This window comes from Arthrobacter sp. 05T410, assembly GCF_056396505.1.
This window is the reverse complement of the sequence record NZ_JBFTLP010000002.1, coordinates 121,705-148,211: the sequence shown is the minus strand read 5'-3', so window position 1 is coordinate 148,211 and position 26,507 is coordinate 121,705. Positions and strand designations below refer to the sequence as shown.

25 protein-coding genes are annotated in these 26,507 nt (G+C 68.0%); 14 read left to right on the top strand and 11 right to left on the bottom strand.

The features are described from left to right. Positions 1 to 16 precede the first annotated feature (16 nt). Positions 17 to 559, bottom strand: coding sequence for a WhiB family transcriptional regulator (locus AC1DFR_RS03175; RefSeq protein ID WP_476872823.1), 543 nt, complete (start codon positions 557 to 559; stop codon positions 17 to 19). 370 nt (positions 560 to 929) lie between these two features. Here AC1DFR_RS03175 and AC1DFR_RS03170 point away from each other — a divergent pair, with 370 nt between their 5' ends. After that, positions 930 to 1,634, top strand: a complete 705-nt coding sequence (locus AC1DFR_RS03170; protein ID WP_476872704.1) for a TIGR03089 family protein — start codon at positions 930 to 932, stop codon at positions 1,632 to 1,634. 48 nt (positions 1,635 to 1,682) lie between these two features. Here AC1DFR_RS03170 and AC1DFR_RS03165 read toward each other — a convergent pair whose 3' ends face one another. Then, positions 1,683 to 2,249 (bottom strand): GtrA family protein, encoded by a 567-nt coding sequence (locus AC1DFR_RS03165; protein ID WP_223914153.1) that lies wholly within the window; start codon positions 2,247 to 2,249, stop codon positions 1,683 to 1,685. A 268-nt stretch (positions 2,250 to 2,517) separates the two neighbouring features. Between AC1DFR_RS03165 and AC1DFR_RS03160 the strand changes: the two genes are divergently transcribed. From AC1DFR_RS03160 to AC1DFR_RS03140, 5 genes are all read left to right on the top strand, one after another. Beyond that, the gene (locus tag AC1DFR_RS03160; RefSeq protein WP_476856644.1) at positions 2,518 to 3,666 is read left to right on the top strand and encodes a 5-(carboxyamino)imidazole ribonucleotide synthase; all 1,149 of its coding nucleotides are present in this window, start codon (positions 2,518 to 2,520) and stop codon (positions 3,664 to 3,666) included. After that, on the top strand, positions 3,663 to 4,274 hold the full coding sequence (gene purE, locus AC1DFR_RS03155; protein ID WP_476871259.1) for a 5-(carboxyamino)imidazole ribonucleotide mutase: 612 nt from the start codon (positions 3,663 to 3,665) through the stop codon (positions 4,272 to 4,274). The genes AC1DFR_RS03160 and purE overlap by 4 nt, the downstream gene beginning before the upstream one ends. 22 nt (positions 4,275 to 4,296) lie before the next feature. Further along, complete coding sequence (locus AC1DFR_RS03150; RefSeq protein ID WP_476872703.1) at positions 4,297 to 5,928, top strand: LCP family protein; 1,632 nt, start codon at positions 4,297 to 4,299, stop codon at positions 5,926 to 5,928. 80 nt (positions 5,929 to 6,008) lie between these two features. Then, the gene (gene manA, locus AC1DFR_RS03145; protein ID WP_476872702.1) at positions 6,009 to 7,298 is read left to right on the top strand and encodes a mannose-6-phosphate isomerase, class I; all 1,290 of its coding nucleotides are present in this window, start codon (positions 6,009 to 6,011) and stop codon (positions 7,296 to 7,298) included. 4 nt (positions 7,299 to 7,302) lie between these two features. Further along, positions 7,303 to 8,274 (top strand): lipid II:glycine glycyltransferase FemX, encoded by a 972-nt coding sequence (locus tag AC1DFR_RS03140; protein WP_476872701.1) that lies wholly within the window; start codon positions 7,303 to 7,305, stop codon positions 8,272 to 8,274. 82 nt (positions 8,275 to 8,356) lie between these two features. Here AC1DFR_RS03140 and galE read toward each other — a convergent pair whose 3' ends face one another. Next, positions 8,357 to 9,328, bottom strand: coding sequence for a UDP-glucose 4-epimerase GalE (galE, locus tag AC1DFR_RS03135; protein WP_223914156.1), 972 nt, complete (start codon positions 9,326 to 9,328; stop codon positions 8,357 to 8,359). Positions 9,329 to 9,479: 151 nt separating this feature from the next. Next, on the bottom strand, positions 9,480 to 10,502 hold the full coding sequence (gene glpX, locus AC1DFR_RS03130; protein ID WP_028277383.1) for a class II fructose-bisphosphatase: 1,023 nt from the start codon (positions 10,500 to 10,502) through the stop codon (positions 9,480 to 9,482). Positions 10,503 to 10,697: 195 nt separating this feature from the next. Here glpX and AC1DFR_RS03125 point away from each other — a divergent pair, with 195 nt between their 5' ends. The 3 genes from AC1DFR_RS03125 (at position 10,698) to AC1DFR_RS03115 (ending at position 13,561) form a co-directional block, all read left to right on the top strand. Then, entirely contained in the window at positions 10,698 to 11,429 is a 732-nt protein-coding gene (locus AC1DFR_RS03125) for a DUF4245 domain-containing protein (protein ID WP_476872700.1), read from the top strand. A gap of 9 nt (positions 11,430 to 11,438) precedes the next feature. After that, entirely contained in the window at positions 11,439 to 12,053 is a 615-nt protein-coding gene (locus tag AC1DFR_RS03120) for a carbonic anhydrase (RefSeq protein WP_028277382.1), read from the top strand. 71 nt (positions 12,054 to 12,124) lie between these two features. After that, entirely contained in the window at positions 12,125 to 13,561 is a 1,437-nt protein-coding gene (locus tag AC1DFR_RS03115; protein ID WP_079553135.1) for a class II fumarate hydratase, read from the top strand. Between the two features lie 102 nt (positions 13,562 to 13,663). On the opposite strand, the gene AC1DFR_RS03110 is transcribed toward AC1DFR_RS03115, so the two are convergent. After that, positions 13,664 to 14,332 carry a VWA domain-containing protein gene (locus AC1DFR_RS03110; protein WP_476849085.1) on the bottom strand — a complete coding sequence of 223 codons (669 nt, stop codon included), beginning with the start codon at positions 14,330 to 14,332 and terminating at the stop codon, positions 13,664 to 13,666. Positions 14,333 to 14,517: 185 nt separating this feature from the next. Between AC1DFR_RS03110 and AC1DFR_RS03105 the strand changes: the two genes are divergently transcribed. Both AC1DFR_RS03105 and AC1DFR_RS03100 read left to right on the top strand, forming a co-directional pair. Continuing rightward, positions 14,518 to 15,234: a TetR/AcrR family transcriptional regulator gene (locus AC1DFR_RS03105; RefSeq protein WP_476871255.1), complete on the top strand. Its 717-nt coding sequence runs from the start codon at positions 14,518 to 14,520 to the stop codon at positions 15,232 to 15,234. Beyond that, positions 15,231 to 16,946, top strand: coding sequence for an MDR family MFS transporter (locus AC1DFR_RS03100; protein WP_476872699.1), 1,716 nt, complete (start codon positions 15,231 to 15,233; stop codon positions 16,944 to 16,946). Before AC1DFR_RS03105 ends, AC1DFR_RS03100 begins: the two co-directional genes overlap by 4 nt. A gap of 142 nt (positions 16,947 to 17,088) precedes the next feature. On the opposite strand, the gene AC1DFR_RS03095 is transcribed toward AC1DFR_RS03100, so the two are convergent. Continuing rightward, a complete protein-coding gene (locus AC1DFR_RS03095; RefSeq protein ID WP_476872698.1) occupies positions 17,089 to 17,646 on the bottom strand; it encodes a prepilin peptidase in 558 nt (185 codons plus the stop codon). A gap of 58 nt (positions 17,647 to 17,704) precedes the next feature. Between AC1DFR_RS03095 and AC1DFR_RS03090 the strand changes: the two genes are divergently transcribed. Both AC1DFR_RS03090 and AC1DFR_RS03085 read left to right on the top strand, forming a co-directional pair. Beyond that, positions 17,705 to 18,532 (top strand): hypothetical protein, encoded by an 828-nt coding sequence (locus AC1DFR_RS03090; protein ID WP_476872697.1) that lies wholly within the window; start codon positions 17,705 to 17,707, stop codon positions 18,530 to 18,532. 48 nt (positions 18,533 to 18,580) lie between these two features. Continuing rightward, positions 18,581 to 19,231: a GNAT family N-acetyltransferase gene (locus AC1DFR_RS03085; protein WP_476872696.1), complete on the top strand. Its 651-nt coding sequence runs from the start codon at positions 18,581 to 18,583 to the stop codon at positions 19,229 to 19,231. Between the two features lie 501 nt (positions 19,232 to 19,732). On the opposite strand, the gene AC1DFR_RS03080 is transcribed toward AC1DFR_RS03085, so the two are convergent. Together AC1DFR_RS03080 and AC1DFR_RS03075 are read right to left on the bottom strand one after the other, a co-directional pair. Next, positions 19,733 to 21,172, bottom strand: coding sequence for a PhoH family protein (locus AC1DFR_RS03080; protein ID WP_028277376.1), 1,440 nt, complete (start codon positions 21,170 to 21,172; stop codon positions 19,733 to 19,735). Between the two features lie 233 nt (positions 21,173 to 21,405). After that, the gene (locus AC1DFR_RS03075; protein ID WP_043436292.1) at positions 21,406 to 22,167 is read right to left on the bottom strand and encodes an isoprenyl transferase; all 762 of its coding nucleotides are present in this window, start codon (positions 22,165 to 22,167) and stop codon (positions 21,406 to 21,408) included. Positions 22,168 to 22,321: 154 nt separating this feature from the next. On the opposite strand from AC1DFR_RS03075, the gene trhA reads away from it, so the two are divergent. Continuing rightward, positions 22,322 to 23,038, top strand: a complete 717-nt coding sequence (trhA, locus tag AC1DFR_RS03070; protein WP_230009209.1) for a PAQR family membrane homeostasis protein TrhA — start codon at positions 22,322 to 22,324, stop codon at positions 23,036 to 23,038. A 125-nt stretch (positions 23,039 to 23,163) separates the two neighbouring features. On the opposite strand, the gene AC1DFR_RS03065 is transcribed toward trhA, so the two are convergent. From AC1DFR_RS03065 to AC1DFR_RS03055, 3 genes are read right to left on the bottom strand one after another with little or no spacing between them, the layout of a single operon-like run. Continuing rightward, complete coding sequence (locus AC1DFR_RS03065) at positions 23,164 to 23,829, bottom strand: HAD family hydrolase (RefSeq protein WP_230012707.1); 666 nt, start codon at positions 23,827 to 23,829, stop codon at positions 23,164 to 23,166. Beyond that, complete coding sequence (locus tag AC1DFR_RS03060; RefSeq protein WP_476872695.1) at positions 23,826 to 26,093, bottom strand: thioredoxin domain-containing protein; 2,268 nt, start codon at positions 26,091 to 26,093, stop codon at positions 23,826 to 23,828. The genes AC1DFR_RS03065 and AC1DFR_RS03060 overlap by 4 nt, the downstream gene beginning before the upstream one ends. Then, a complete protein-coding gene (locus tag AC1DFR_RS03055; protein ID WP_476872694.1) occupies positions 26,071 to 26,436 on the bottom strand; it encodes a hypothetical protein in 366 nt (121 codons plus the stop codon). The genes AC1DFR_RS03060 and AC1DFR_RS03055 overlap by 23 nt, the downstream gene beginning before the upstream one ends. Positions 26,437 to 26,507 lie beyond the last annotated feature (71 nt).

The window sequence follows — 26,507 nt, the reverse complement described above, 5'->3', positions numbered from 1 at the left end:
CGTACTTCTTGAAGAATTAGACTGCTCGCTTCCTAAGCCGGCGCCGCTCGCGCTCGGAGAGGCCTCCCCAGATCCCGAAGCGCTCGTCGTTGGACAAGGCGTACTCGAGGCACTGGGAACGCACATTGCAGGCGCCGCAGACTTTCTTGGCGTCGCGGGTGGAGCCGCCCTTTTCGGGGAAGAAGGCTTCGGGATCAGTCTGGGCGCACAGGGCATCGGTCTGCCAGCCGAGCTCGCCCTCGTCGTCGAATTCCTGCCGGGACGGCAGGCCGATCCAGACCCGCTGCCCGGCGGTACCGGAACCGGGCGAATGGAGCTCCATCGGCGGGTCGAGGGGATCGGTGTCATGATCCGGGCCGGACAGGAGCTCGTCGTGCGCTGCGAGGAAGGCCGTGGCGGCCTCCTGCAGGGAATCCTTGGTGTGTTCGTTATAGCGGTCAGCTGCGTCCGGATCCGCCGGATCTACGTACCAGTCAGTCGGCACGCCGCGTGACCGGTATTTCGCCGTGGCCTGGCCGGCAACTACGGCATCTTCATGGATACGCTCTGCTAGCCCCATGGCGTCCCCCTCCTGATTTGCAGCCACTGCAAGACCCCCTTGGACACTCGGTTGAGTGCCGGTTTTTGTGCAGTGGCTTTAGATAACTAATTACACGCGTGTAAGTATCCGGGAGTCAAGCCACGGCGGAGATAATAATCAACTTGATACACAAAGTGGAGGCACGCCACGCCCGGAATTTTTTCTCCTCTCCCGCGAGAACCCGCGGAATAATCAGGGTACTGAGCACTTTTGGGGCTTTTCATTGAATTTTCGGGAAATTTTCCCGCGCCCTGCGCGGACCCCGCCGAACGCCGGGGCCGCCGGGGTGACGGACGTCACGGAGCCGGGGACTGATCGGCCGCGACAACAGCCGTGGCAAGATGAGGGCATGAGCATTCCGGCAATCGACCTGATGACAGCACTGCGGTCCGGCCAGGCCACGGCGCCCCGGCTGACCTGGTACGGCCCCGATTCGGAACGGGTTGAACTCTCTGGCCGCGTGCTGGACAACTGGGTCGCGAAGACTTCCAACCTGCTGCAGGACGAACTCGACGCCGAACCGGGCATGCGGCTGCGCCTGGACCTGCCCGCGCACTGGAAGTCGGTGATCCTGGCCCTCGCGGCCTGGCAGCTTGGCATGGAAGTGGTCTTCGACGACGCGGAGGCTGACCTGCTTGCCACCGCGGACCCGGGTCCGGGCGCTGCCGCGGGCGGGTTCGACGCCGTCCTGGCCGTGTCTTTGCCGGCACTGGCCATGCGGTGGACGGGTGAACTGCCCAGCGGCGTCCTCGACTACGCCGCCGAGGTCCGCTCCCACGGCGACATTTTCATGCCCCACGTGGATCCGGAGGCGGGACGTCTCGCCGTCCGCACCTCCGACGGCGCAGCCCATGCGCACGGGGCGCTCCTGGACGGTTTTGCCGCGGCCCAGGGCCCCGGGCTGCGGCTGCTCGTTCCGGCGGCCGACGGCCTCGAAACCGTCCTTGCGCAGTCATTGGGAACCTGGAAGGCCGACGGTTCCGTGGTCCTGGTGCACCCCGAGGTAGAGGTGACCGGCAAACTGCGGGACGCCGAGCGCATCAGCGGGAACTGATCCCCACGCGCTGACTTCCGGGCACTGATCGCCCGGGACGGCGGTTCCTTAGGCCGGCGGGCCTGGCAGTTCCGGATCGTTGACGGGTTCCCTGACTGCTGCCGTGGCAACCGGCTGGGAGTGCGGGTGCCGTTCGATGATCTCGTGGTCGTGCGAGAACTCGGGCTCTGCGTCGAGTTCCTGGTTGAACACCAGGAAGCGGTAGGCAAAGAACCGGACCACGGTCGCGACCAGGATGCCGACCACCCCGGCGAGGAAGAGCATGTTCTTGTCGGTGACTCCCATGCCGTACTTCGCGACGGCGGTCAGGCCGGTGGAGATGCCGATGCCGATCCCGTTGATGATGAGGAACATCACGAACTCGCGCAGCACGTTGGCCTGCCGGCGGTGCCGGAACGTCCAAAAACGGTTCGCAACCCAGGAAAAGACCGTCGCCACGCTGGCCCCGAAGAAGCGGGCCTTGGCCTCACTGTCGGTCATGGGACCGTGCATCAGGTAAAACGTCAGTCCGTTGTCGATGACGAACGCGATGCCGCCGACGGCACCGAACTTGGCCACTTCGCGCCAGAACAGCGAGGCAAGCCCGCGCATGCGCTCGTTAAGTGTAGTAATCATGACCCTCCGTGGCCTTCTGGAACTGTCGGCCATTGGGCCAAACGCCCATTTTAGCGCCGTTTCCCGGGAGTCCGCCCGCAGCGGCCGCTCAGACGGCTCCCTGCGGACCCGGCGGCGGGCGCCGGGCGGGCGGGTGCGAAACCCCCGTCCCGGCACCGTTCCCGCGCTTGCCAATCCCCAAAAGCCGGGTTCCCGTGAGGTTTTCGGTAGGCTGGGACTTGTGACTTTTCCTGTAATCGGTGTTGTTGGCGGCGGCCAGCTTGCCCGCATGATGGCCCCTGCCGCGACCGCCCTGGGCTTTGAGCTCCGTGTTCTCGCCGAAGGCGAGGACGTCTCCGCAGTCTCTGCCGTGGCTAACGCCCCGGTTGGCGACTACAAGGACCTGGAGCATCTGCTCGAGTTCTCCCGCGGCCTCGACGTCCTGACCTTCGACCACGAACACGTCCCCACGGCGCACCTGCGGTCCTTGATCGGTGCCGGCGTGAACGTCCATCCCGGCCCGGATGCCCTGGTCAACGCCCAGGACAAGCTGGTGATGCGCGCCGCGATCGACCGGCTCGAGCTTCCGAACCCCACGTGGGCCTCCGTCGCCAATGTCGCGGACCTCGTCGCCTTCGGCGAGCAGACCGGCTGGCCGGTGGTGTTGAAAATGCCCCGCGGCGGCTACGACGGCAAGGGCGTGCGCATCGTGTCCTCGGCCGAGGACGCGGCAGCCTCCGCCGACTGGTTCGAGGCCATGTCCCCCCTGCTGGCCGAAGCCAAGGTGGAATTCAGCCGGGAGCTCTCGGCCATGGTCGCGAGGACGCCTGACGGTGAAACACGGGCCTGGCCGGTGGTGCACACCATCCAGGTGGACGGGGTGTGCGATGAAGTCATTGCCCCGGCCCTGGACATCTCCGTCGATGTTGCCGCAGCCGCGGAAAACGCCGCGGTCCGGATCGCCGGCGAACTCGGCGTGACCGGTGTCATGGCCGTCGAACTCTTCGAGACCCCGGGCGTGGGCGCAGGCTTCCTGATCAATGAACTCGCCATGCGCCCGCACAATACCGGGCACTGGACCCAGGACGGCTCGGTGACCAGCCAGTTCGAGCAGCACCTGCGGGCCATCCTGAACCTGCCGCTGGGCGCCACTGACCTGCTGGGGCCCGTCGTGGTGATGAAGAACTTCCTCGGCGGCGCCAACCAGGACCTCTATTCCGCCTTCCCCGCCGCCCTCGCGAGCGAACCCGCCGCGAAGGTGCACTGCTACGGCAAGGCCGTCCGGCCCGGACGGAAGATCGGCCACGTCAACCTGGTCGGGACCTCAGCCGCCGACGTCGACTCCGTGCGGCAGCGGGCCACCACTGTGGCCGACATCATCCGGAATGGCCGGGCCCACACCGGCGCAATGCCGGCAACCTCCGAGGAGACCGCATGAGCACCGCAGCCAGCCCCGAAGCCAACAAAGCGGGAAACCCCCTCGCCGGCGCCCGCGCGGGCACCCCGCTCGTGGGCCTCGTGATGGGCTCGGATTCGGACTGGCCGGTCATGGAAGCCGCCGCCGAAGCCCTCGCCGAGTTTGGAATCCCGTTCGAGGCCGACGTCGTCTCGGCCCACCGGATGCCCACGGAGATGATCCGCTACGGCCAGACGGCCCACGAGCGCGGTCTTCGCCTGATCATTGCCGGCGCCGGCGGCGCCGCGCATCTTCCCGGCATGCTGGCCTCGGTCACTCCCCTGCCGGTGATCGGCGTCCCCGTGCCGTTGAAGACCCTGGACGGCATGGATTCCCTGCTGTCCATCGTGCAGATGCCGGCCGGCGTTCCGGTCGCCACCGTCTCGATCGGCGGCGCGCGCAACGCCGGCCTCCTGGCCGTGCGCATGCTGGCCTCGGGCACGGACGAACTGGCAGTCCAGCTCCGGGCGGACCTGCTGGAGTTCGCCAAGGAGCTGAACGACGTCGCAACCCGGAAGGGCGCGAACCTGCGGCACAAGGTCAGCGAAGTGTTCGCCGCCGGAAACGTCACCCCGCGTAGCGGCAATTAAGGCATCCATTAGGAATCCCGGCATGAGCAGCAGCTACGCCCCCACACACGGCCCTGAGCAGTCCGGGCGGGCACTGGGCGACCCGGTCCGGCATCCCTCCGGCGCCCCGTCCCCGGTGCTCACCAAGCGGGCGTTCGTCCTGATCCTCATGACGCTGCTGGTTCCCGGCAGCGCCCAAACCGTCGCGGGCAGCCGCCGGCTTGGACGGGCCGCGCTGCGCGTGACCTTCACGGTCTGGGCGCTGGCCCTGCTGGCCGTGGTGCTCCTGCTCGTGTCCCGCTCCACGCTGATCAACCTCCTCACCGGCACGGTGCCCTCGCTCCTGCTGGTGCTCGGCCTCGCCTGCCTGGCCATCGGCTGGGCCGCCCTGTTCCTGAACACCTTGCGGCTGATCCGGCCCGGGACGCTCGCCCCCAGGATCCGTCCCGCGGTGGTGCTGGCGCTCGTGCTGGCCATGATCCTCAGCAGCGGATCCCTGGGCTACGCGGCCTATCTGCTCAATATCAGCCGCAACGCCATCGGCAGCATCTTCTCCGGCTCCGGCCCCACCCTTGAGCCGTCCGATGGCCGGTACAACTTCCTGATGATGGGCGGCGACGCCGGAGCGGACCGCACGGGCCGCCGGCCGGACAGCCTCTCGGTGATCAGCGTCGATGCCAAGACCGGCAGCACGGCGATCATCTCCGTGCCCCGCAACCTCCAGAACGCCCAGTTCAGCGCGGAATCGCCGATGCGCCAGGTGTACCCGGATGGCTACAACTGCGGCGACGAATGCCTGATCAACGCGATCAACACCGAGGTCACCAACCAGCACCAGGACCTCTATCCCGGGGTGGCCGACCCCGGGGCGCAGGCCACCCTCGAAGCGGTGTCAGGAACGCTGGGCATCAAGGTCCAGGCCTACGTGCTCGTGGACATGGACGGTTTTTCCAAGCTCATCGACGCCATGGGCGGCATCCGGATCAAGGCCGGCGGCTGGGTCCCCATCAGCGGGCCGATGGTGGATGAGGCCAACGGCATCCACGGCATGCCGGACGGCTGGATTCCGGCCGGAGACCAGACGCTCGACGGCTTCCACGCCCTCTGGTACGGCCGGTCCCGGGAATTCGTGGACGACTATGCCCGCATCCAGCGCCAGCAGTGCGTGCAGCAGGCGATGCTGAAGCAGCTCGACCCGGCAACACTGCTGGCCAAGTTTGAGGACATCGCCAAGGCCGGGACCAAGGTGGTCGAGTCGAACATCTCCTCCGGCCAGCTCGGCAGTTTCGTGGACCTGGCCATGAAGGCCAAAGGACAGGACGTCAGCCGCCTGACCATCGGTCCGCCGGACTTCGACGCCGCCTTCTCCACGTCCCCGGACTTCGACGTCATCCACGCGCGGGTGGCCAAACTGCTGGCCAGCCCGTCCGCCGGCGCCGCAGCCGCAACTGACGATGCGGTGCTGCAGCCCGTAACGGCTGCCGGGCCGGTCTCCGCCGCCGGTCCCGCCCCGGCCACCGATCCCCCGCCCGCGCCGTCGGACTTCACCCCCGTGACCACCACGCCGGACGGCGAGCAGATCACCGAAGAGATGCTGAACCAGTTCAAGCGCAACGGCGACGAACAGTCCATCCGCGACCTCGTCGCCACCAACGGACAGTGCGCGCCGCTCTAACCCCGGCAGCAGCCTTGACCGCAGCAGTGCGACCACATTTCTTTGACGAGACATTTCATTGATCAGACAGGGACCAGGCCATGTACGAACTTGAGAACGTCCTCCGGCCCTACGCCTGGGGCTCCCCGACGGCCATCGCCGGGCTGCTGGGCAGGCCGGCTTCCGGCGGTCCTGAAGCGGAGCTTTGGATCGGCGCCCACCCGGGCTCCCCGTCCGTCGCGCTGACGCCGGCGCCCGGCGGTGCCGGCCGGCACGCACCCGCAACGCACGACGGCGGACGGCTGCCGCTGGACGCCCTGATCGCCGGGGATCCGGAACATTGCCTGGGCAGCGCGAGCGTGGCCGCTTTCGGTCCGCGCCTGCCGTTCCTGCTCAAGGTCCTCGCGGCCGAGGCGCCCTTGTCCCTGCAGGTGCACCCGACGCTCGCCCAGGCCCGGGAGGGCTTCGCGCGCGAGGAAGCCGCCGGCGTCGACCCCGCCGCGACGGAGCGCAACTACAAGGACGATAACCACAAGCCCGAAATGATCTTCGCGCTGACTCCGTTCGAGGCCCTCTGCGGGTTCCGGCCGGCCGCGGAATCCCGTGCGGTCTTCCAGCATCTGGCGGCGTGCTTCGAACTCGCCGGGCTGGAGCTGCCGCCGCTGGTCCCGCAACTGCTCGAGGACCTGGCGCAGCCGGACGAACCCGCGGCCCTGCGCTCCGCCTTGGAACGCCTCATCTCCGGCGGCGGGGACGTCGCCGAGGCGACGGCGACGATCGTTGCGGCTCTCGTCTCCGGTGCCCCGATGGCCGGGCACGAGGCGGAACTGTCCACCGCGGTGAGCCTGAACGGCCGGTACCCCGGAGATCCGGGAGTGCTGATTTCCCTGCTGCTGAACCGGATTTCCCTCGCCCCCGGTGAGGCCGTGTACCTCCCGGCCGGCAATGTCCATGCCTACCTGCACGGCCTCGGCATCGAGGTCATGGCGTCCTCGGACAACGTGCTCCGCGGCGGGCTCACGCCGAAATTCGTCGACGTGCCGGAACTGCTGAAGACCGTGGCGTTCGAGGCCGTCGACGTGCCCATGCTCCCCGCCGAGACCACCATGCTGGGCCAGGAACTCTTCCGGCCGCCGTTCCGGGAATTCCAGCTGCAGCGAATTGTTGTGGCGCCCGGCGCGGAGCCCGTCCCGTTAGCGCAGTCCGGTGCCGCCGTCGTCATTGTCACCCACGGCTCCGTCCGCCTCGACTCCCCCAAGGGCGAGCTCAGGCTGGAAAGGGGCGCCAGTGCCTTCCTGCCCGCCGCCGAGGCACCGGTCAATGTCCACGCCGTCTCCGGCGCCACCGGCCCCGCCCTGGCATTTGCCGTCACCACCGCATTGGAAGCCTGACACCATGGATTATTTCCTGCAGAGCCCGCCGTGGGCACAGTTCCAGCGTTCGCTGGGACGCACCGTCCACGAACAGTCCGGGCCCGGGTGGCGCTTCCTAGCGGTGGAGGAATCCAATCCGGCCGGTAAACTGCTGTACTCCCCGTACGGCCCGGTCGCCGAGTCACTGGCAGCGTTCGACGCCGCACTGGCGGCCCTGACGGACCTCGCCCGGACCAGCGGGGCGGTGTTTGTCCGGGTTGAGCCGGTCACCGCGGGATTCACCGCCGCCGAGGCCGACTCGGTACTCCGCAGCCGCGGCCTGCAGCCGGCCCCGGCCAGCCAGCAGCCCGAGCTCAGCTGGATTGTGGACCTCGACCGGGATTTCAAGGACGTCCTGGCGGATATGAAGCCGGCGAACCGGAACCTGTTCCGCAACATCCACAAGAAGGGCGTGAGCTTCCGCTCCAGCCAGGATCCGGCAGAGATCGCCGTCCTCCTGGAGTTCTTGCACATGACGGCCGCCCGCAACGGCTTCAAGCCGCAAAGCGACGAATACCTGACCCAGGTGGCCCTCTCGCTGATGCCGGCCGGCGCGGCGACGCTGTTCATCGCGGAGCTCGACGGCCACCCCATCGCCGCAGCCCTGGCCTACGACTCGGCCGACACCCGGACCTACGCGCACGCCGCCCTGGACGACACCCACCGCAAACTCAGCGCGGGCATCCCCCTGCTTGTCACCTTGATCGCGGACGCCCAGGCGAAGGGCCTCAAGCACGTGGATCTCTGGGGCGTGGCGCCGGAGGACCAGCCCGACCACAAATGGGCCGGGTTCACGGCGTTCAAGAAGTCGTTCGGGGGCCGCGGGATCGCGTATCCCGGAACGTGGGACCTGCCGGTCCGGAAGGTGCGCTACGGCAGCTACCAGCTGGCCCGCAAAGGCGCCCAGCTCGCGAAGAAGCTGCGCGCCCGGTCCCGGGCCCTCGCAAACCGCTAAGGGCCCAGCAGGCGGCACCGGCCACCGGGTCGCCCCGGCCGGCCGGGCCGCCGTTTCCCGGTGGCCGGTGTTGGTGGGGGCGTTAGTTGGCCGTAATGGCGTGCCGCTGGGCGTCGTAGGCGCTGGCCACCATCTGCTCCACGGAGTGCCGCATCTTCCAGTCGAGATCGCGGGCGGCCAGCGTGCCGTCGGCCACGATCCGGTCCGGATCCCCTGCCCGCCGCGGACCGATTTCGGGTTCGAAATCGATCCCCGTGACGTCGGCCATCGCCGTCATGATCTGGCGCACGGACAGCCCGTCCCCGGATCCGAGGTTGTACACCCGCTCCAGCGGCTTGCCCGCCTCGAGCGCCTGGGCGGCGGCCACATGCGAGGTGGCCAGGTCCGCCACGTGCACGTAGTCGCGCACGCAAGTTCCGTCCGGCGTGTTGTAGTCGATGCCGTTGATGCGCGGCGTCTTACCGGCCGTGAGCGCCCGCAGCACGATCGGGAAAAGGTTGTGGGGGCTGGTGTCGTAAAGCTCGGGCGCACCTGAGCCGACCACGTTGAAATACCGCAGCGAGGTGTGGCTCAGGCCCCGGGCCCTGCCCTGGTCACGGATCAGCCACTCGCCGATGAGTTTGCTCTCGCCGTAGGGCGATTCCGGGTTGGTGGGCGTCGCTTCGGTGACGATGTCGCCGGTGGGCGTGCCGTAGGTGGCCGCGGACGAGGAGAACACCAGTTTGTCGACGCCGGTGAGCTCCATGGCCTTGAGCAGTTGCGCGGTGCCCGTGACGTTCTGTTCATAAGTCAGCAGCGGCTCCTGGACGGAAACCCCGGCGTACTTGAAACCGGCCAGGTGGATCACCCCGGTCACCGCGTGCTCCCGCAGCGTGCGGGCCACGAGGTCGGCGTCGAGGATGCTGCCATGGATGAACGGCACATCGGCCGGCACGAACTCACGGTGCCCGCTGGAGAGGGAGTCAATCACCACCGGCTGAATCCGGGCACCGCGCAAAGCGGAAACCACATGAGAACCGATATATCCTGCACCGCCAGTTACGAGCCACGTCATGGCTCCACCCTATCTAATCCCACGGGCCCCGGCCGCCGCACCGCAATAGACACGTCATCATGCACCTGGTTTAGACGACGAATCCCGGACCGCGGAGGCGGCCCGGGATTCGCTGTGCTCTATCGTGCAGTTCAGTGTTGCCGTTCAGGTGCTAGCTCCTGCGGGCGTAGCCTTCCCACTTGCTGGCCTGGTGTTCGCCGTCGACAAAGCGGATCGTGCCGGACTTGGAGCGCATCACGATGGACTGGGTGAGGACCTTGTCCTTGGAGTAGCGGACGCCCTTGAGGAGGTCGCCGTCGGTGATGCCGGTGGCCGCGAAGTAGCAGTTGTCGCTGGAGACGAGGTCGTTGGTCGAGAGCACGCGCTCCAGATCGTGGCCGGCGTCGATCGCTTTCTGCTTCTCTTCGTCGCTCGTGGGCCACAGGCGGCCCTGGATGACGCCGCCGAGGGACTTGATGGCGCAGGCCGCGACGATGCCTTCCGGGGTTCCGCCGATGCCCATGAGGGCGTCGACTCCGGTGCCGGCACGCGCAGCGGCGATGGCCCCCGCGACGTCGCCGTCCATGATGAACTTCGTGCGGGCGCCGGCTTCGCGGATTTCCTCCACGAGGGGGCGGTGCCGGTCGCGGTCCAGGATCATGACGTTGAGCTGGTTGACCTTGACGCCCTTGGCCTTGGCGATCAGGTGCAGGTTCTGCTTGACCGGCAGGCGAAGGTCCACCATGTCGGCCGCTTCCGGGCCGGTGACGAGCTTTTCCATGTAGAACACGGCGGAGGGGTCGAACATGGAGCCGCGTTCGGCCACGGCCAGCACGGCCAGGGCGTTGTTGATGCCGAGGGCGGTCAGCCGGGTGCCGTCGATGGGGTCGACGGCGACGTCGCACTCGGGGCCGGTGCCGTCACCGACGTGCTCGCCGTTGAACAGCATCGGGGCTTCGTCCTTCTCGCCCTCACCGATGACAACGACGCCGTTGAAGTGCACGGTCTGCAGGAAGGAGCGCATGGCGTCCACGGCGGCGCCGTCGGCCTTGTTCTTGTCGCCGAAACCCACCCAGTGGCCGCCGGCGATGGCCGCGGCTTCCGTGACGCGGACAAGTTCCAGCGCGAGGTTGCGGTCAGGCTCATCGATCCCGACGGCGAGCGACGGGGAAAGCGTGGAGTACTTCTGGGACATGGGCGCTGGTGTCACGTGAACCTCTTCTTCGAGTGGCGGTCGTTGAACCCGTACGGCCAGGATCGATCCGTCGCGGTGATTCGTCTGATATTGATCATAGTCGGGGCGGACCCGGAAGGTCATGGGATGACCGGCGCGTGACGCACTTCACCGTCGGAGGGGCCGCTGCGCCGCGAATGTGAGATCGGCCCGGACATGCGCGACTATAGAGGGGTGAGTGAATTGCAGGACGCTTCCCCCGCCGCCCCCGGTTCGCCGGCTGGCAGCTCCCCCGCGGCAGACCCGGCCCCTTCCGGACAGCCCGTGAAGCCCGTCATCGCCGCCGCGGCGGCCAAACGCGCCAACGCCTCCGTGATGGGCATGATCATCGCCCTGGTGGTGAGCATCGCCGCGTTCCTGCCGATCGTCCTCATGAACCCGTCTCCGAAGACCGACGGTTACCGGCCCAACGTCAACGTCAGCGCCACCGCGCAGAACGCGGCCGGTGTGGCGGGATTCACACCCGTGGCGGCCGATACCGGCGACACATTCCGCGCCAACTACGCCCGTTGGGAGTCCGGCGCCGGCAGCGGCGTCCCCGCCTGGGAAGTCGGCTACCTGACGCCCAAGGAATCCTTCATCGCCCTCGTGCAGACCCGCACGGCCAACCCCACCTGGCTCCTGCAGCAGACCAAGAACGCTCCCGTGACCGGCACCCGCAACGCAGGCGGCCGCGACTGGGAACTGCGCGACACCGGCAAGGGCGAGAAATCCATGGTGCTGACTGATCGCGGCACCACCGTCATCCTCTCCGGATCCGCGACACTGGAGGAGTTCTCCGCCCTGGCCACCGCCGTGGTGAACTCGCTCGAAAGCAATCCGCCCGCCGGGGCATCGTCCAGCACGCCAGGCGCAACAGTTTCACCTTCGGCCAGCCCTTCACCGTAAAGTGGCCACGTGGCTACTTATCTGACTCCCGCACTCGCATGGCAGCGTCTCCGTGAAGGCAACAAGCGTTTTGTCGCCGGCACGTCATCACACCCCAACCAGGACGCGTCGCGGCGCTCGTCGCTGGTTGAAAACCAGCACCCCTTCGCGGTGATCTTCGGTTGCGCCGACTCCAGGCTTGCCGCCGAAATCATCTTCGACCTCGGCCTCGGGGACGCCTTTGTGGTCCGCACCGCCGGCCAGGTGATCGACGACGCCGTGCTTGGCTCGCTGGAATACAGCGTCAGCGAACTGGACGTCCCGCTGATCGTCGTCCTGGGGCACGACAGTTGTGGTGCTGTCACCGCAACCAAGAACGCCGTGGAAACCGGCCAGATGCCGGTCGGTTTCATCCGCAGCCTGGTGGAGCGGATCACCCCGTCCGTGTTGACCTCGCTGCGTAACAATCAGACCGACGTCAACGACATGGTGGTCGAGAACGTCAAGCAGACCTCGCAGCGGCTGGTGGACAGTTCCCGGGTGATTTCGGGCGCAGTCGACAGCGGCCGCACCGCCGTGATCGGCCTCGCCTACAGCCTGGCTGACGGCCGGGCCGATCTCGTTTCCAGCATCGGCAGGCTGTAAACCCCGGCGACCGGCCGTCGCAGCCTGCTCACGGTTTTCGGTGGGACTCCTACTCCCAATAAGCTAGCCCCATGACTTCCACAGATGAGTTGAACACCGAAGAGTTCCGTATTGAACACGACACGATGGGCGAAGTCCGCGTTCCCGTGAACGCCCTGTACCGCGCACAGACGCAGCGGGCAGTCGAGAACTTCCCCATCTCCGGCAAGACCCTGGAGCGCGCCCACATCGAAGCCCTGGCACGGGTGAAGAAGGCAGCCGCCCAGGCAAACGCAGAACTGGGGGTGCTCGACGGCGAGCTCGCCCAGGCGATTGCCGACGCAGCCGACCAGGTTGCGGCCGGCAAGTACGACGGCGACTTCCCGATTGACGTCTTCCAGACCGGCTCCGGCACGTCCTCGAACATGAACACCAACGAGGTCATCGCCGAGCTCGCCACGCGGGCCCTCACGTCTGCCGGAAGCGACAAAGTTGTCCACCCGAACGACCACGTCAATGCCTCGCAGTCCTCCAATGACGTCTTCCCCACGTCCGTCCACGTCGCCGCCACGTCCGCCCTGATCAACGATCTGATCCCGGCCCTCGGCTACCTGGCGGAGTCGCTGGAGCGCAAGGCCACCGAATTCAAGGACGTCGTGAAGTCCGGCCGCACGCACCTCATGGACGCCACCCCCGTCACGCTGGGCCAGGAGTTCGGCGGCTACGCAGCGCAGGTCCGCTACGGCATCGAGCGCATCAACGCCGCCCTCCCCCGCGTCGCCGAGGTCCCGCTTGGCGGCACCGCCGTGGGCACCGGCATCAATACGCCGGCCGGATTCCCGGAGCGCGTGATCGAACTGCTGGCGGCCGACACCGGATTGCCCCTGACCGAGGCCCGCGACCACTTCGAGGCCCAGGCCAACCGGGACGGCCTCATCGAAGCGTCCAGCCAGCTGCGCAACATCGCGATTTCCTTCATGAAGATCAACAATGACCTGCGCTGGATGGGCTCCGGCCCCAACACCGGCCTCGGCGAAATCGCCATCCCGGACCTGCAGCCGGGCTCGTCGATCATGCCGGGCAAGGTCAACCCCGTCATCTGCGAAGCCTCCATCATGGTCTGCGCACAGGTGATCGGCAATGACACCGCCATCGCGTGGTCCGGCACCAACGGCGCCTTCGAACTCAACGTCGGCATCCCGGTCATGGCCGCCAACCTCCTTGAATCCGTGCGCCTGCTGGCCAACACCAGCCGCGTCATGGCCGACAAGATGATCGACGGCATCACCGCCAACGTCGAGCGCGCCCGCTTCCTCGCCGAGGCCTCGCCGTCGATTGTGACCCCGCTGAACAAGTTCATCGGCTACGAGAACGCCGCCAAGATCGCCAAAAAGGCCGTGGCCGAGGGCCTGACCATCCGTGAGACCGTCGTCTCCATGGGCTTCCTCGAGCGCGGCGAACTGACCGAAGAGCAGCTGGACACCGCCCTGGACGTCATGTCCATGACGCGCCCGCCGCACAAGGCCTAACGGCTCCGGGCGGCGCCGCCCCCGAAGAGTACAAGCACCGCCGGCCGGCATCCTTCCTGGAAGGGTGCCGGCCGTCGGCATGTCTGCACCGCAGGTCTGAACTTAGACCCTGGGCGGTTCCCCGCCGGCGGCCTCCCGCTCCTGCGCCGTGTACGCCGCTGCGGCTGCGGCATCCGCCATGCTGGCACCGCCGATCCGTGCCTCCCGCAACCGCCGCGTCTTGGCGGACTGGACGGAGAAGGCAGCATCGACGTTCCCGGCGGCATAGGTCAGGGCGTCTTCGGCGCGGATGCCGAGGCCGCCGGCGGTCAATACGGCGTCCTGGTTGGCGCCCAAATACGTGAACTGCCAGCCCCACTGGCTCTGCTGCCGCTGGACCAGGGCCTTGACCAGCTCGCCGGTGGCCTCGCGCGAGGAGTTCTCGTGGCCGTCCGTCAGCACGGCCACCAGCACAGTGCCGGGGCGCTCGTCCTCCGGAAGGGCCGCCAGTTCCGCACCCGCTTCACCGATCAGCCGGACCATGGCGTCGTGCAGGGCGGTGCTGCCCCGCGGCTGCAGGTCCAGGGCCGGCACGTCCTGGATGTCCACCGAGGCGTAGACGCGCTCGTAGGTGTCATCGAACTGCGCCAGCGACAGCCGGCACCGGCCCGCCACTGCCCGCTGTTCGCGGATGAACGCCGCAAACCCGCCCACAGTGTCATCGGCGATGGCGCTCATCGACCCGGAACGGTCCAGGAGGACGTACACGTGCGTCAGGGCTGAATCTGTCATGCTTCCCCATTTCCGGCCCCCGACGGAGCTTCTGCCTCGTCGCGGGCCACCTGTTGCCAGCGGTATGGCTGGACAGGAGCAGGCTACGGCCGGGCAGCGACATTATTGCCGGCAACAGCCCAAACAACGCAAACAGCCCAAAGTACCTTTTGCACTATTTATGATTTAGTGCAAAAATACACTTCATGGGAAACAGTGCAATTACTTCGGGCGGCCTCCGCGAGCGCAAGCGGGCCGCAACACGGGCGGCGATCACCGCCGTCGCGCGTTCCCTGACCGCCGAACGCGGCCTCAGCGGCTACACCGTGGAGGAAGTCTGCGAGCGCGCGGGCATCTCCCGCCGGACCTTCTTCAACTACTTCCCTGCCAAGGAAGATGCGATCCTGGGCCACGTCGACGACGACTTTCCGGAAGAGGTGGTGGCCCGGTTCATGGCGGGCGGCGCGGGTTCGCCCGCCGGGGAAATCTCGGCCTCACTCCTCGCCGACCTCGTGCGCCTATCCCTTGATCTGTCGGAGCGGATGAGCGGCTCCGAGGAAGAGACCCGCCAGCTGATCGGGGTGATCAAGAAGGAACCCCAGCTGATGCTGAAGATCATCGGCGCCACCGAGGAACGCGAGGCCGACTTTGCCCGGCTGCTCGCGGCCAGGGAAGGCGTACCTGCCGATCATCCCGTAGTCCGCATGGCCGTGGTCCTCCTCGGAAACGTCGCCAGGAAAACCAGCGCCGACTACTTCTCCGAGGGCAACGCCCGCCCCTACAAGGACTTGCTGCTGGAAAACATTGCAGCAGCCCGCACGCTCTTCTCCCTGCCGTTCACCATGTCCCAGTTCGACACAGTCCACTTCGACGGAGTCGAGTCAAATACAGTCCAGCCCAACCCTTCCGAAGGAGCGCAATGAGCGCCGCCGTCAGCACCAAACCAGCAGCCGAGCCGCTGCTGCTGACCCAGAAACGCATCTGGATCATCTTCTCCGCCCTCATCGCGGGCATGCTGCTCTCCAGCCTTGACCAGACCATCGTCTCCACCGCCATGCCGACGATCGTCGGCAAGCTCGGCGGCGTGGAACACCAGGCCTGGATTACCACGGCCTACCTGCTCGCCACCACGATCGTCATGCCCATCTATGGAAAGTTCGGCGACATCCTGGGCCGCCGGAACCTGTTCCTCATCGCCATCGGGCTCTTCACCCTCGCCTCTGTCGGGTGCGCCCTCGCCACCGACTTCTGGGGCTTCGTGGTCTTCCGCGCCATCCAGGGCCTCGGCGGCGGCGGCCTGATGATCCTGTCCCAGGCCATCATCGCCGACATCGTTCCGGCCAAGGAGCGCGGCAAGTACATGGGCCCGCTGGGCGCAATCTTCGGCCTCTCCGCCGTCGCCGGACCGCTGCTGGGCGGTTTCTTCGTGGACCACCTGACCTGGGAATGGGCCTTCTACATCAACATCCCGATCGGCATCGCCGCGTTCACCATCGCCTGGTTCACCCTGACGCTGCCGAACAAGAAGGCCGAGAAGCGGATCGACATCCTGGGCGTGCTGCTGCTCTCCGCGGCCACCACGTGCCTGATTTTCTTCACCGACTTCGGCGGCAAGAAGGACGAAGGCTGGGATTCCCCGCTGACGTGGGCGTTCGGCGCCGGGCTGGTGCTCGCCGCTACGGCCTTCATCCTGGTGGAGCGCCGGGCGGAGGACCCGATCATTCCGTTGAGCCTGTTCAAGAACCGCATCTTCGTGAACTCCACCGCGATCGGCTTCACCCTCGGGCTGGGCATGTTCGCGGCGATCGCCTTCGTCCCGACCTTCCTGCAGATGTCCTCCGGGACCTCCGCCGCCGAATCCGGCCTGCTGATGCTGCCCATGATGGTGGGACTCATGGGCATGGCCATCTTCTCCGGCATCCGCATTTCCAAGACCGGCAAGTACAAGATGTTCCCGATCCTCGGGGCCACCCTGACCATCGCGGCAATGCTGTGGTTGACCACGCTCACGGCCGCCACGCCCATCTGGGTCATCTGCGTGCAGCTGTTCGTCTTCGGCGCCGGCCTGGGCTCGATCATGCAGGTGATTGTCCTGGTGGTCCAGAACTCGGTGCCGGCGGACCAGATCGGCACGGCCACGAGCACCAACAACTACTTCCGCGAGGTGGGCGCATCCCTGGGCGTCGCGGTGTTCGGCTCCATCTTCACCACCCGGCTCTCCGAGTCCCTGACCAATGCCTTTACCGGCGCCGGGGCGTCCGCTGAGCAGGCGTCGCAGTCCACCCGGACGATGGACCCCCAGGTCCTCAGCCAGCTCCCGGCGCAGCTCAAGGACGCGATTGTCAACGCCTACGCGGACTCGCTCGCCCCCGTCTTCTGGTACCTGCTGCCCTTCCTGGTCATCGCCCTGATTCTGGCCCTGACCCTCAAGCAGATCCCCCTGTCGGACACCGCCGGCATGGTGGCCCGCGGCGAAGCAGTCGGCGGCGAGGAAGCCGAGCGGCTCGAGGCGGAACGGGCGGCAGCCCGCCACGCCGCCGACGCCGCGGAGTCCACGGGGCCGGAAGGGCTTTCAGCCCACGGCAACACCGGCGGGTCCGGCCACGAAGACGAGCTCACCCGCCTGCGCGGCTGAGGGTCCGGAAACTGACGGTCCGGAGACGGCCCGGCAGCAGCCGGTGAGTGCCAGCAGGGGCGCCGCAACCTTTGGGGGTGCGGCGCCCCTGCCGCGTGCCGGCCGGTCGGCTCCGGCAGGCCGGGATGGCCGTGCAGTCGGCCTATCCGGCGGCCGGCAGCAGCATGGCGGCGGCCGTGCCGGCCAGCATGAAGGGCCCGAAGGGAATGGCCGACTGCAGCGTCCCGCGCCGTGCGGCGAGCAATCCGAGACTCCACAGCCCGCCGAGGACGAACGCCGCAAAGGTCCCCGCCATGACGTGCCCCCAGCCCAGGAATCCCAGGTACATTCCCAGGACGCCCGCGAGTTTCACGTCGCCGAATCCCATTCCCGGCGGATATACCGCGTGCAGGAGAAAGTAGAAAAGCCAGAGGGCTGCCCCGCCGGCCAGGACACGGAGCCCCGGAATGCCGAATGCCCCGGCGTCGGCTGTGCCGGCCACGTCCTGCCCGCCGGGAAGCAACTGGCTGGCCGCCGCGCCCAGCAGAAGGACTCCGGCGATCCCATAGGAGGGAAAGACGATCCTGTCCGGGAGCAGGTGGTGCCGGACGTCAATGACCGTGAGCCGAACGGCCATCACGAAGAAATACGCGCACGCAGCCAGGGCAAGCCAGAAAGCCAGCGGGTTGGCGGCGCCCAGGGTGCCGAGTCGTTCGATCACCCTCGGATGCTACTTGATATTCGTCCGGCCCGGCGGTCCCCGCGCGTAAACTGTGGATATGGCCGCATGGGACAGCACGAACCGGCGCGGGCCGGACGCGCCCCGCGGCCCGGCGGAGAAGGCCGCGGCCTTCCGGAACCTGTGCCGGTCATCGCCCTGGAAGTGGCAGTCGCTGAGGTTCGAGTACCTGGACCGGCCGCTCACGGTTTCCGCGGTTTCCCCGGCCGCCCCCTCCCCCGGCGACCTCGTCAGGGGGTGGCTGCGCCGGCCCGGTGCCTTGCGGCTGGAGACTGCCGACGGACTGGTCATCGGCAGCACCACCGGCATCAATGATTCCCGCGGCGGCTTCTATATCAGCTCCACGAGGAAGACCTGGCTCCTGCCCCCGCAGTTGGTTACGCCGGTGTACGACGACGACGGGCTGGTGCGCCGCCGCCCGGAGGCAGCTTATGGCGAGCCGTCGTTCGGCAACGGCAGGTTCGCCGCCGTCCTGGACCCGGTGGAGCTTGCGGGGAACGCCCCCGTCCCGTTGGAGTTCCCCAACTCCAACGCCGTCGAGCTTGGCCCCATCACGGAGGTAGACCACGAGGGCCGGCCGGCCCTGGAATCGACGGTCAGCCCGAACCTCTCCTACCGTCCCGCCGATCCCGGAGCCCCGCTATGCCGTCCGGGACGCACACTGCTGAGGATTGACGCCGGCACGGGCGTCTGCGTTGCGAGCCGCTGGCTGGACGCGCCCGGGGCCGGCTCAGAGCAGGACGGTTACGGGCACTGGCTCCGCATCCTGGGCGTCGACGAATACATGCTCGATGACCTGTTCCTGGCCGAATCGATGAACCTCACGGACGTCCGGCGCCACATCAGCTGGGACGTCCCCGCGGAGTAGCCCGGCCGTGACTCGCATCCGCCCGCCGGCACCGCTAGGCTTCCTGCGATGACTGAACCCGCCGACTACTGGCCCCCTTTCGCCTTGAGCCTGACCACGCCGCGTCTTCAGCTGCGCCCCATCCGCGACGCGGACATTCCGGCCGCGGTCTCAGCCGCCCTGAGCGGCGTGCACGAGCCGGGCCGCAGCCCCTTCAGCAGGCCCTGGGCCGAATCCCCCGCTGAGGAGCTCGGCCCGAACATGGCGCAGTGGTACTGGCGGTGCCGCGGGAACATGACACCGCAGGACTGGACCCTCCTGCTCGGCATCTGGCACGAGGACGAATTCGTCGGATGCCAGGACGTCGAGGCCAAAGACTTCGCCACGCTGAAGACGGTCACCACAGGCTCATGGCTCCGCCAGAGCGTCCAGGGCCGCGGCATCGGCAAGGAAATGCGAGCCGCCGTCGCCCTCTACGCCTTCGACTGGCTCGGCGCCGAAGTGGCGGAATCCGAGGCCGCCGCCTGGAACCAGCAGTCCCTGGGCGTCTCACGCTCCCTCGGCTACGAGCTCAACGGCGTCACCCGCGCCGCCTGGGGCGGCAAGGCCCAGGAAGTCCAAAGCGTCCGCCTCACCCCCGCCACCTTCAAACGCCCCGACTGGCAGCTCGAGGTAAAAGGCCACGAAGCCACGGCCAAATTCCTGGGCATCCACGAATAGCCCCAGCGGGGCCGCGGCGTCCGCCGTCGCTCAGACGCCTCCTGTCGCTTCCCGTCGCTGGGTTGCGGTGGTTGCGGGTGCCGTGGTTGGGTTCGCCGGACCGCCACCTTTCGCCGTCGCTTAGACACGACGCATGGGACCCGCTGCGGTCGCTGGGCGACCTCCGGGGATCCGATGCGCCGCGATGCGCTCCTCTACGAAAGACGGCGACCCGGCTGGTGGGCGTCTCACCATCGCGGGGCAGCGGTGTCCCGCTAAGGAGCGCATCGCCGACCAAAGCGAAGCGAAGGTCGCCCAGCGACCGCAGCGCAGCGACGGGAGGTGTCTAAGCGACGGCGGGACGCCGCTGCCCGGCGAACCCAACCACGGCAAACCCAACCACGGTTACCCGACCACAGCGAAGGACCGCTGCCCGGCGAACCCAACCACGGTTACCCAACCACGGCGAAGGGCGGTGGCCCGGCGAACCGGACCACGGCCCTTCGGCAGGAGGGTGATGGCCTAGATCTCCGCCCCCTCCAGCAGCTCCGTCACGAGGGCAGCGATCGGCGAGCGCTCCGAGCGGGTGAGGGTGATGTGGCCGAACAGCGGGTGTCCCTTCAGGGTCTCGACGACGGCCGCCACGCCGTCGTGCCGTCCCACCCGCAGGTTGTCCCGCTGGGCGACGTCGTGCGTCAGGACGATCTTGGAGTTCTGGCCGATCCGGCTCATCACTGTCAGCAGCACATTCTTCTCCAGGGACTGCGCCTCGTCGACGATCACGAATGCGTCGTGCAGGGAGCGTCCGCGGATGTGCGTCAGCGGCATGACCTCAAGCATGCCCCGGTCCATCACTTCCTCCACCACTTCCTGGCTGACCAGCGCGCCCAGGGTGTCAAAGACCGCCTGCGCCCACGGGTTCATCTTTTCCGCTTCGGACCCGGGCAGGTAGCCGAGTTCCTGGCCGCCCACCGCGTACAGGGGGCGGAAGACGATCACCTTGCGGTGCTCCCGGCGCTCCAGGACGGCTTCGAGACCGGCGCACAGGGCCAGTGCGGACTTGCCCGTGCCGGCCCGGCCGCCGAGGGACACGATGCCGACCGACGGGTCCATCAGGAGGTCGATCGCCAACCGTTGCTCGGCCGAGCGGCCGTGGAGTCCGAAGACGTCGCGGTCGCCCTTCACGAGCCTGACCTGTTTGTCCGCCCCTACCCGTCCGAGGGCCGAGCCGCGGCTGGACAGCAGGACCAGCCCGGTGTTGGTCGGCATCTCGGCCGCCGCCGGGATGAATACCGGCTCGTGCCCGTACAAGGTGGCAACCTCGTCCTCGCCCGCGTCGAGCTCGGCGACGCCGGTCCAGCCGGAGTCCTTGACGAGTTCATTGCGGTACTCGTCGGCCAGCAGCCCCATGGCCGAGGCCTTGACGCGCATCGGCAGGTCCTTTGACACCACCGTCACGTCGCGGCCCTCGTTGGCCATGTTCTTGGCCACCGCGAGGATGCGGCTGTCGTTGTCCACCCCGCGGAACCCGGCGGGCAGCACCTCGGCGGAGATATGGTTCAGCTCCACCATGAGCGTGCCGCCGTCGGGGCCCAGCGGGATGGGACGGTCCAGGCCGCCGTGCTCGAGCCGCAGGTCATCGAGCAGCCGGAGGGCTTTGCGCGCAAAGTAACCCAGCTCTGGGTCGTGGCGCTTTCCTTCGAGCTCGGTGATGACAACGATCGGCAGGATGACCTCGTGCTCGGCGAAGCGCAGGAGGGCCCGCGGATCGGAGAGCAGGACGGAGGTATCGATCACGAAACTGCGGGCCGTGCCCCGGCTCCCTGTTCCTTCCCCGGAAACAGCAAGACCGGCCGCCGCGGAATCCGCTGCACCGGTCTTTGAGGTGGCTCGCTTGGCGCGAGAGGTAGCTTTCTGTCCCTGATCGGAAATGACGTCGGGCAGTTGCTCAGAAATAGCCACATCGACTCCAGCCCCGGGGCAATGCCCGGAATTGTTATTGGTGAGGCGGCTCGGCCTGGAGGCCGGACGCGGCCTCCCATACACCCGGTGCGAAAATCCGCTCCATGTACTGGCCTCCCCGATCGGCCGGCGAATTGCCTGCCGATGGGATTAACGTACGTCTCCGGGGGCCGGTTTGTCCGATAATTTTTCGGCGATTCTTGTTGCCGTCTTGTGAACTCCGCGTGAACCGCTCAGGCGCCGAAGCGGCGCTGCCTGCCGGCGTAGTCGCGCAGGGCACGCAGGAAATCCACCTTGCGGAACGCCGGCCACAAGGCCTCGCAGAAGTAGAACTCACTGTACGCGCTCTGCCACATGAGGAATCCGGACAGCCGCTGCTCCCCGGAGGTCCGGATCACCAGGTCCGGATCCGGCTGGCCCCGGGTGTAGAGGAAGCGCGAGATGTCATCCACGGTGAGTTCATCGGCCAATTGTCCAATGTCCGCTCCCCGGGCGACGGCGTCGTGCAGCAGTTCCCGGACGGCGTCGACGATCTCCCGCCGTCCGCCGTAGCCGACGGCGACGTTGACGTGCAGCCTCTCCTGCGCGGGCGTGCGCGCCGTCAGGTTGTTCAGCCGCTCGGCGAGGTAGTCCGGCAGCAGCTCGGGGGCGCCCATGGCGTGAACCGAGATGTTGGCGTCCTCGTCCAGCCGGTCCAGGGTGTTGGCGATGATGCCCATCAGGAGGTCGAGTTCCTCGCCGGAGCGGTTCATGTTGTCCGTGGAGAGCATGTACAAGGTGACCACCTTGATGCCCAGCTCCTGGCACCAGCCGAGGAATTCGTGGATCTTGTCCGCGCCGGCCTGATGGCCCTGGCTCGTGGGGGCGTTGAACTGGCGGGCCCAGCGCCGGTTGCCGTCGACCATGACGCCGACGTGGCGCGGGATCCGTTCAGGATCGAGGGAGCGCTGGAGCTTGCGCTCGTAAAAGCCGTAGAGGAATCCGGGCATTTCCATCCGGAGATTCACCTGGCTTCCTTGAGGTACTTGTTCAGTGCACATCCTAGGCTACCTGCCGGAGGGCCGTGCCGGGTGCAGCTCCGTCACAGGACAGCCCCGGACCGCTTGTTACTCACCGGTAACTTACTAGGGCGTAGGTTACTATTACGGCATGGAAAGCAACAGTCCGGAGCCCCGGCCGGAGCCTCCGGCGAAGCGGGCAACCCCGGTGGACGACGCCGCGGTGCGCCTGGCTGAACTGCTGATGATCAAGCCCAAATGGCGGGGCTGGATCCACACCGTCACCGCCCCGCTGGCACTGGCCGCCGGGCTGGTGCTGGTGATCCTGGCGCCGCCGGACCTGAAGGTGGCCTGCGCCGTCTATGCCGTTACCGGGGTCCTGCTGTTCGGCGTCAGTGCCGTCTATCACCGCGGGAACTGGTCACCGCGCGTGAAGATCGTCCTGAAGCGGCTGGATCACACGAACATCATGCTGGTGATCGCCGGAAGCTACACGCCGCTCGCCTGGGCCCTGCTGGACCGGCAGCAAGCCGAAGTGCTGCTCTGGGTGATCTGGTCCGGGGCCATCCTCGGTGTGCTGTTCCGCCTGCTGTGGACCAATGCCCCGCGGTGGCTCTACGTGCCGATCTATATCGCACTCGGCTGCGGCTCGCTGTTCTATCTGCCGGACTTTTTCGCCGCCAACGCTGCCTCGGCGGTGCTGATCTGCGTCGGCGGGGTCCTGTACATCACGGGAGCCGTGTTCTATGCGCTGAAGAAGCCGAATTTCAGCTACGAACACTTCGGCTTTCATGAACTGTTCCATGCGCTGACGGTCTTTGCCTTCGCCGCGCACTACATCGCCATTGCCATCGCGGTCCTGGGCTGACGCCGGCTGCGCTGATTCTCCCCACCTTTGAGACAGCGACGCCGGGACTCGCCGGCAGTTCGGCCCGACACGCCGGGCGCCGGCTTCAATCGTGGGGAATTCCGGCGTCAGGAGCTGGCCCCGGCTCAGCCGGGATGCCCTGCCGCAATGAGCTCGGGCAGCAGCCGCATGTCTGAAAAGACGGTGGTTCCGGGACCGGCCAATCGGGAAGCCGGGGTGACACCGCCGGCATACGCGAAGACGTGCATTCCCGCCGCCCGGGCGGCCTGGACGCCGTAGGCGCTGTCCTCGACGACGGCGCACCGCCCGGGAGCGGTGCCCAGGCTCGCCGCGGCGTGGAGGAACAGGTCCGGCGCGGGTTTGCCGTTGGCCACCTCTGTGGCGCTGTAGATGCGGCCCTGGAAGCGGCGCAGCAGCCCGGTCTTGCCCAGGGTCCGGCGCATCTTTTCGTGGCTGCCGCTGGAGGCGACACAGTGCGGCAGGGACAGCCGGTCCAGGGCGTCCTCGATGCCATCAACGGCCTCGAGGTCACGTTCAAACGCCTCCTGGTACCAGCGACCGTAGTCGCGGTCCCAGCCGTCGGCCAGCCGGACCCCGAGCTGCTGTTCCACGGCGGCCACAAAGTGCGCCTCGGATTTTCCGACGAACCGTTCCACGATGTCATCGAGTTCCAGGTCCCAGCCGAGATCGGCCAGCACTCGCTGGTCCACCCGGATGGCGATCACCTCGGAATCCACCAGCACACCGTCGCAATCGAACACCACCAGCTCAAAGCCGTCCTGACCAGTCATGAGGACATCCTAGCCAGCTGCCCGCGCATTTCTTCGACGGAAGTCGAGGGGAGGCCGCAGACCATGCCGCGGCACAGGAACACCTGCGGGGCGCCGTCCGGGCCCGCGCCGCGGCCCTGCAGCAGCGGTATTGGCCGGGCGGCGCCGTCGTCCTGGACCGCGACCACCAGCCCGGGGCTCGCCGAGAGCAGCAGCTCCCGGTGCAGCACGGCCCGTTCCGGGGTGTCCGGTCCGGCGACGGCGGCCTCGATGGGACCGGCGAGGGCGGCCTGGGCGGTCGCGAGCAGCCAGCCGGCGGCGCGGGGCGCCTGGCCCGCAAGCGGAGGAAGCAACAGGGCGAGGATGCTGGCCGCCAGGGTGCGGTGTTCGGACGAGCCGGAGAAGGCCGAGTGGGTCAGCAGTGCACCGGCCAGCGCGGCGGCGCCGCTGGGGGTGGCGCCGTCGAACGGTTCCAGGCCGTCACGGCCGCCCTGGGCGGCCGTGACCTGCGCGGACTCCCCCGCAGCGTCCCTCAGGCCGCCGTCGGCCGCGAACCGCCTGCAGGCGGCGTCCAGAATGGCCTCGGCCAGCCCATACCGGCGGGTGTGCCCGGTAACCGCATAGAGCGCGAACAGCCCCTCGGCGCAGAAGGCGTAGTCCTCCAGCAAACCGCCGATTCCGCCCGCCACTCCGTCATGGGAGACGCGCAGAAGCCTGCCGGGGCCATCCGCCGCGGGCCGCCAGTGCACGCGCTCAAGATAGTCCGCGATCCGCTCCGCCGCGGCCACAAGCTCCGGGCGTACCAGGACGGCGCCGGCGTCGGCGAGGGCGGCGACTGCCAGCCCGTTCCAGCCCGCCACCACCTTGTCATCCCGGCCGGGCTGGGGCCGGTTCCTGCGCGCCTGCGCCAGCAGCGGGCGCACCCGCTGCCACAGCGCGGCGTCCCCGCCGGACATCTCCCGGCCCGGATGCAGCGGCGAACCGTCGGCGGTCACGCTTCCGGGCATTCGGACGTTCATGAGGGCCGCCACGGCGGCGCCGTCGGCCGGGCCCAGGAGCGACTCCAGGCCGCCGGGAGTCCACAGGTAGCTGGCCCCCTCGGCGTGCACGCCGTCGACGACCGTGTCGGCGTCCAGCGACGACGCCAGGGCCACGACCCCGGTGTCCGGTCCCGTCGCAGCGACCGCCGCAGGGGCTGGTGCCGGGCCCGTCGCAGGTGCCAGCCCGAGGCGGGCCAGGAGCCAGTCGGCGGTAAGCCCGGCAATCCCGGCGGCCTCGGCCGCCGGGTACTCCGGCGTGCCGCCCAGCCGGACCCAATGGACATAGACGCGCAGCAACTGGGCGTTGTCGTAGAGCATTTTCTCGAAGTGCGGAACGGACCAGTCTCCCGTCACCGAATAGCGCGCGAAGCCGCCGTCGAGCTGGTCGAACAACGCCGAGCGGGACATTGCTGCCAGGCACCGACCGGCCATGTCCCGGGCCGCCGTCGCGGTCTCCAGGCCCGCGGAGTCCTGGCAAGCGGTGTCCGGAGCGGCTACCGGCGGCATGCTGTCCGAGGGCACTGCGGCGTGACGGATCAGGAATTCGAGCACGGCCGCGGGCGGGAACTTCGGTGCGCCGCCGAAGCCGCCGTGGTACCGGTCCTCGGCGCCGGAGAGGGCGGTGACGGCTTCGCCAAGGAGCGCCGCGTCCAGGGGTTCGGCCGGCCCGTCGAGGCGCAGGGCGGCTGCCGGCTGGGAGGCGGCGATGCCGCGCGCCAGGGTGGCCGCGTTGGCCTCGACGGCGCCGCGGCGTTCCGTCCAGGCCTCGCTCACGGCTTCAACGACCTGCCGGAAGGACGGCCGGCCCGGCATGGGCCGGGGTGGGAAATAGGTGCCGGCATGGAAGGCGCGGCCATCGGGCAGGAGGAAGACGGACATCGGCCAGCCGCCCTCGCCGCTGATCGCCTGCGTCGCTGTCATGTAGACAGCATCGACGTCGGGGCGCTCTTCCCGGTCCACCTTGATGGAGACAAAGTGGGCGTTCAGGTAGTCGGCGGTTTCATGGTCCTCAAAGGATTCATGGGCCATGACGTGGCACCAGTGGCAGGCCGCGTAGCCGATTGAGAGGAACACCGGCACGTCCCGGGCGGCAGCGGCGGCGAAGGCCGCGTCACCGAACGGCTGCCAGTGAACGGGGTTGCCGGCGTGCTGGCGCAGGTACGCAGAGGGTTCCGCCGCCAGGGCATTCGAGGCCCCGGACGGCGGGTTGGGGAATCCGCGGTCAGCGGGTTCCGGGTCCCGCATCGCCGTTGACTTCCGGCCGGTTAACCGCGCCGTCGGCGGGGAAGGCCGTGCCGTCAGCGCGGAAGGCAGCGCCGTCGGCAGGGAATACGCCGCCCGGGGCCCCTGGTTCCTGGGATGCGTCCTCGGCGGCCGCACGCTCTTCCTCCACCTGGGCACGGTAGCGGACCCGGCGGATACGCCGCACCATGTCCACGATCAGCAGCGCGGTCAACACCACGATGAAGGCTGTCAGCAGGAAGCCCAGCAGACCCGGGGTGACCTGGTCCTCGGACAGGCCCGGGCGCAGCGACGGCGTAGGGGTCGGCGCCGGGGTTGTTGCGAGGGCGATGAGCAAGGAATGCACGGTGGGAAACCTTCTGTGGAACTGGGTGTCTTTTCTGCGGTGACTTTTCTACAGTGCTTTGTCTACAACAT

Coding starts and splice junctions, on each gene's coding strand:
- AC1DFR_RS03175 (WP_476872823.1), bottom strand. CDS start 559: ATGGGGCTAGCAGAGCGTATCCATGAAGATGCCGTAGTTGCCGGCCAG.
- AC1DFR_RS03065 (WP_230012707.1), bottom strand. CDS start 23,829: ATGACTGGTCAGGACGGCTTTGAGCTGGTGGTGTTCGATTGCGACGGT.
- AC1DFR_RS03125 (WP_476872700.1), top strand. CDS start 10,698: ATGCGCGACTATAGAGGGGTGAGTGAATTGCAGGACGCTTCCCCCGCC.
- AC1DFR_RS03170 (WP_476872704.1), top strand. CDS start 930: ATGAGCATTCCGGCAATCGACCTGATGACAGCACTGCGGTCCGGCCAG.
- purE (WP_476871259.1), top strand. CDS start 3,663: ATGAGCACCGCAGCCAGCCCCGAAGCCAACAAAGCGGGAAACCCCCTC.
- AC1DFR_RS03150 (WP_476872703.1), top strand. CDS start 4,297: ATGAGCAGCAGCTACGCCCCCACACACGGCCCTGAGCAGTCCGGGCGG.
- AC1DFR_RS03090 (WP_476872697.1), top strand. CDS start 17,705: ATGGCCGCATGGGACAGCACGAACCGGCGCGGGCCGGACGCGCCCCGC.
- manA (WP_476872702.1), top strand. CDS start 6,009: ATGTACGAACTTGAGAACGTCCTCCGGCCCTACGCCTGGGGCTCCCCG.
- AC1DFR_RS03060 (WP_476872695.1), bottom strand. CDS start 26,093: ATGCGGGACCCGGAACCCGCTGACCGCGGATTCCCCAACCCGCCGTCC.
- AC1DFR_RS03100 (WP_476872699.1), top strand. CDS start 15,231: ATGAGCGCCGCCGTCAGCACCAAACCAGCAGCCGAGCCGCTGCTGCTG.
- trhA (WP_230009209.1), top strand. CDS start 22,322: ATGGAAAGCAACAGTCCGGAGCCCCGGCCGGAGCCTCCGGCGAAGCGG.
- AC1DFR_RS03140 (WP_476872701.1), top strand. CDS start 7,303: ATGGATTATTTCCTGCAGAGCCCGCCGTGGGCACAGTTCCAGCGTTCG.
- AC1DFR_RS03075 (WP_043436292.1), bottom strand. CDS start 22,167: ATGGAAATGCCCGGATTCCTCTACGGCTTTTACGAGCGCAAGCTCCAG.
- glpX (WP_028277383.1), bottom strand. CDS start 10,502: ATGTCCCAGAAGTACTCCACGCTTTCCCCGTCGCTCGCCGTCGGGATC.
- AC1DFR_RS03110 (WP_476849085.1), bottom strand. CDS start 14,332: ATGACAGATTCAGCCCTGACGCACGTGTACGTCCTCCTGGACCGTTCC.
- AC1DFR_RS03160 (WP_476856644.1), top strand. CDS start 2,518: ATGATGGCCCCTGCCGCGACCGCCCTGGGCTTTGAGCTCCGTGTTCTC.
- AC1DFR_RS03105 (WP_476871255.1), top strand. CDS start 14,518: ATGGGAAACAGTGCAATTACTTCGGGCGGCCTCCGCGAGCGCAAGCGG.
- AC1DFR_RS03165 (WP_223914153.1), bottom strand. CDS start 2,249: ATGATTACTACACTTAACGAGCGCATGCGCGGGCTTGCCTCGCTGTTC.
- AC1DFR_RS03085 (WP_476872696.1), top strand. CDS start 18,581: ATGACTGAACCCGCCGACTACTGGCCCCCTTTCGCCTTGAGCCTGACC.
- galE (WP_223914156.1), bottom strand. CDS start 9,328: ATGACGTGGCTCGTAACTGGCGGTGCAGGATATATCGGTTCTCATGTG.
- AC1DFR_RS03115 (WP_079553135.1), top strand. CDS start 12,125: ATGACTTCCACAGATGAGTTGAACACCGAAGAGTTCCGTATTGAACAC.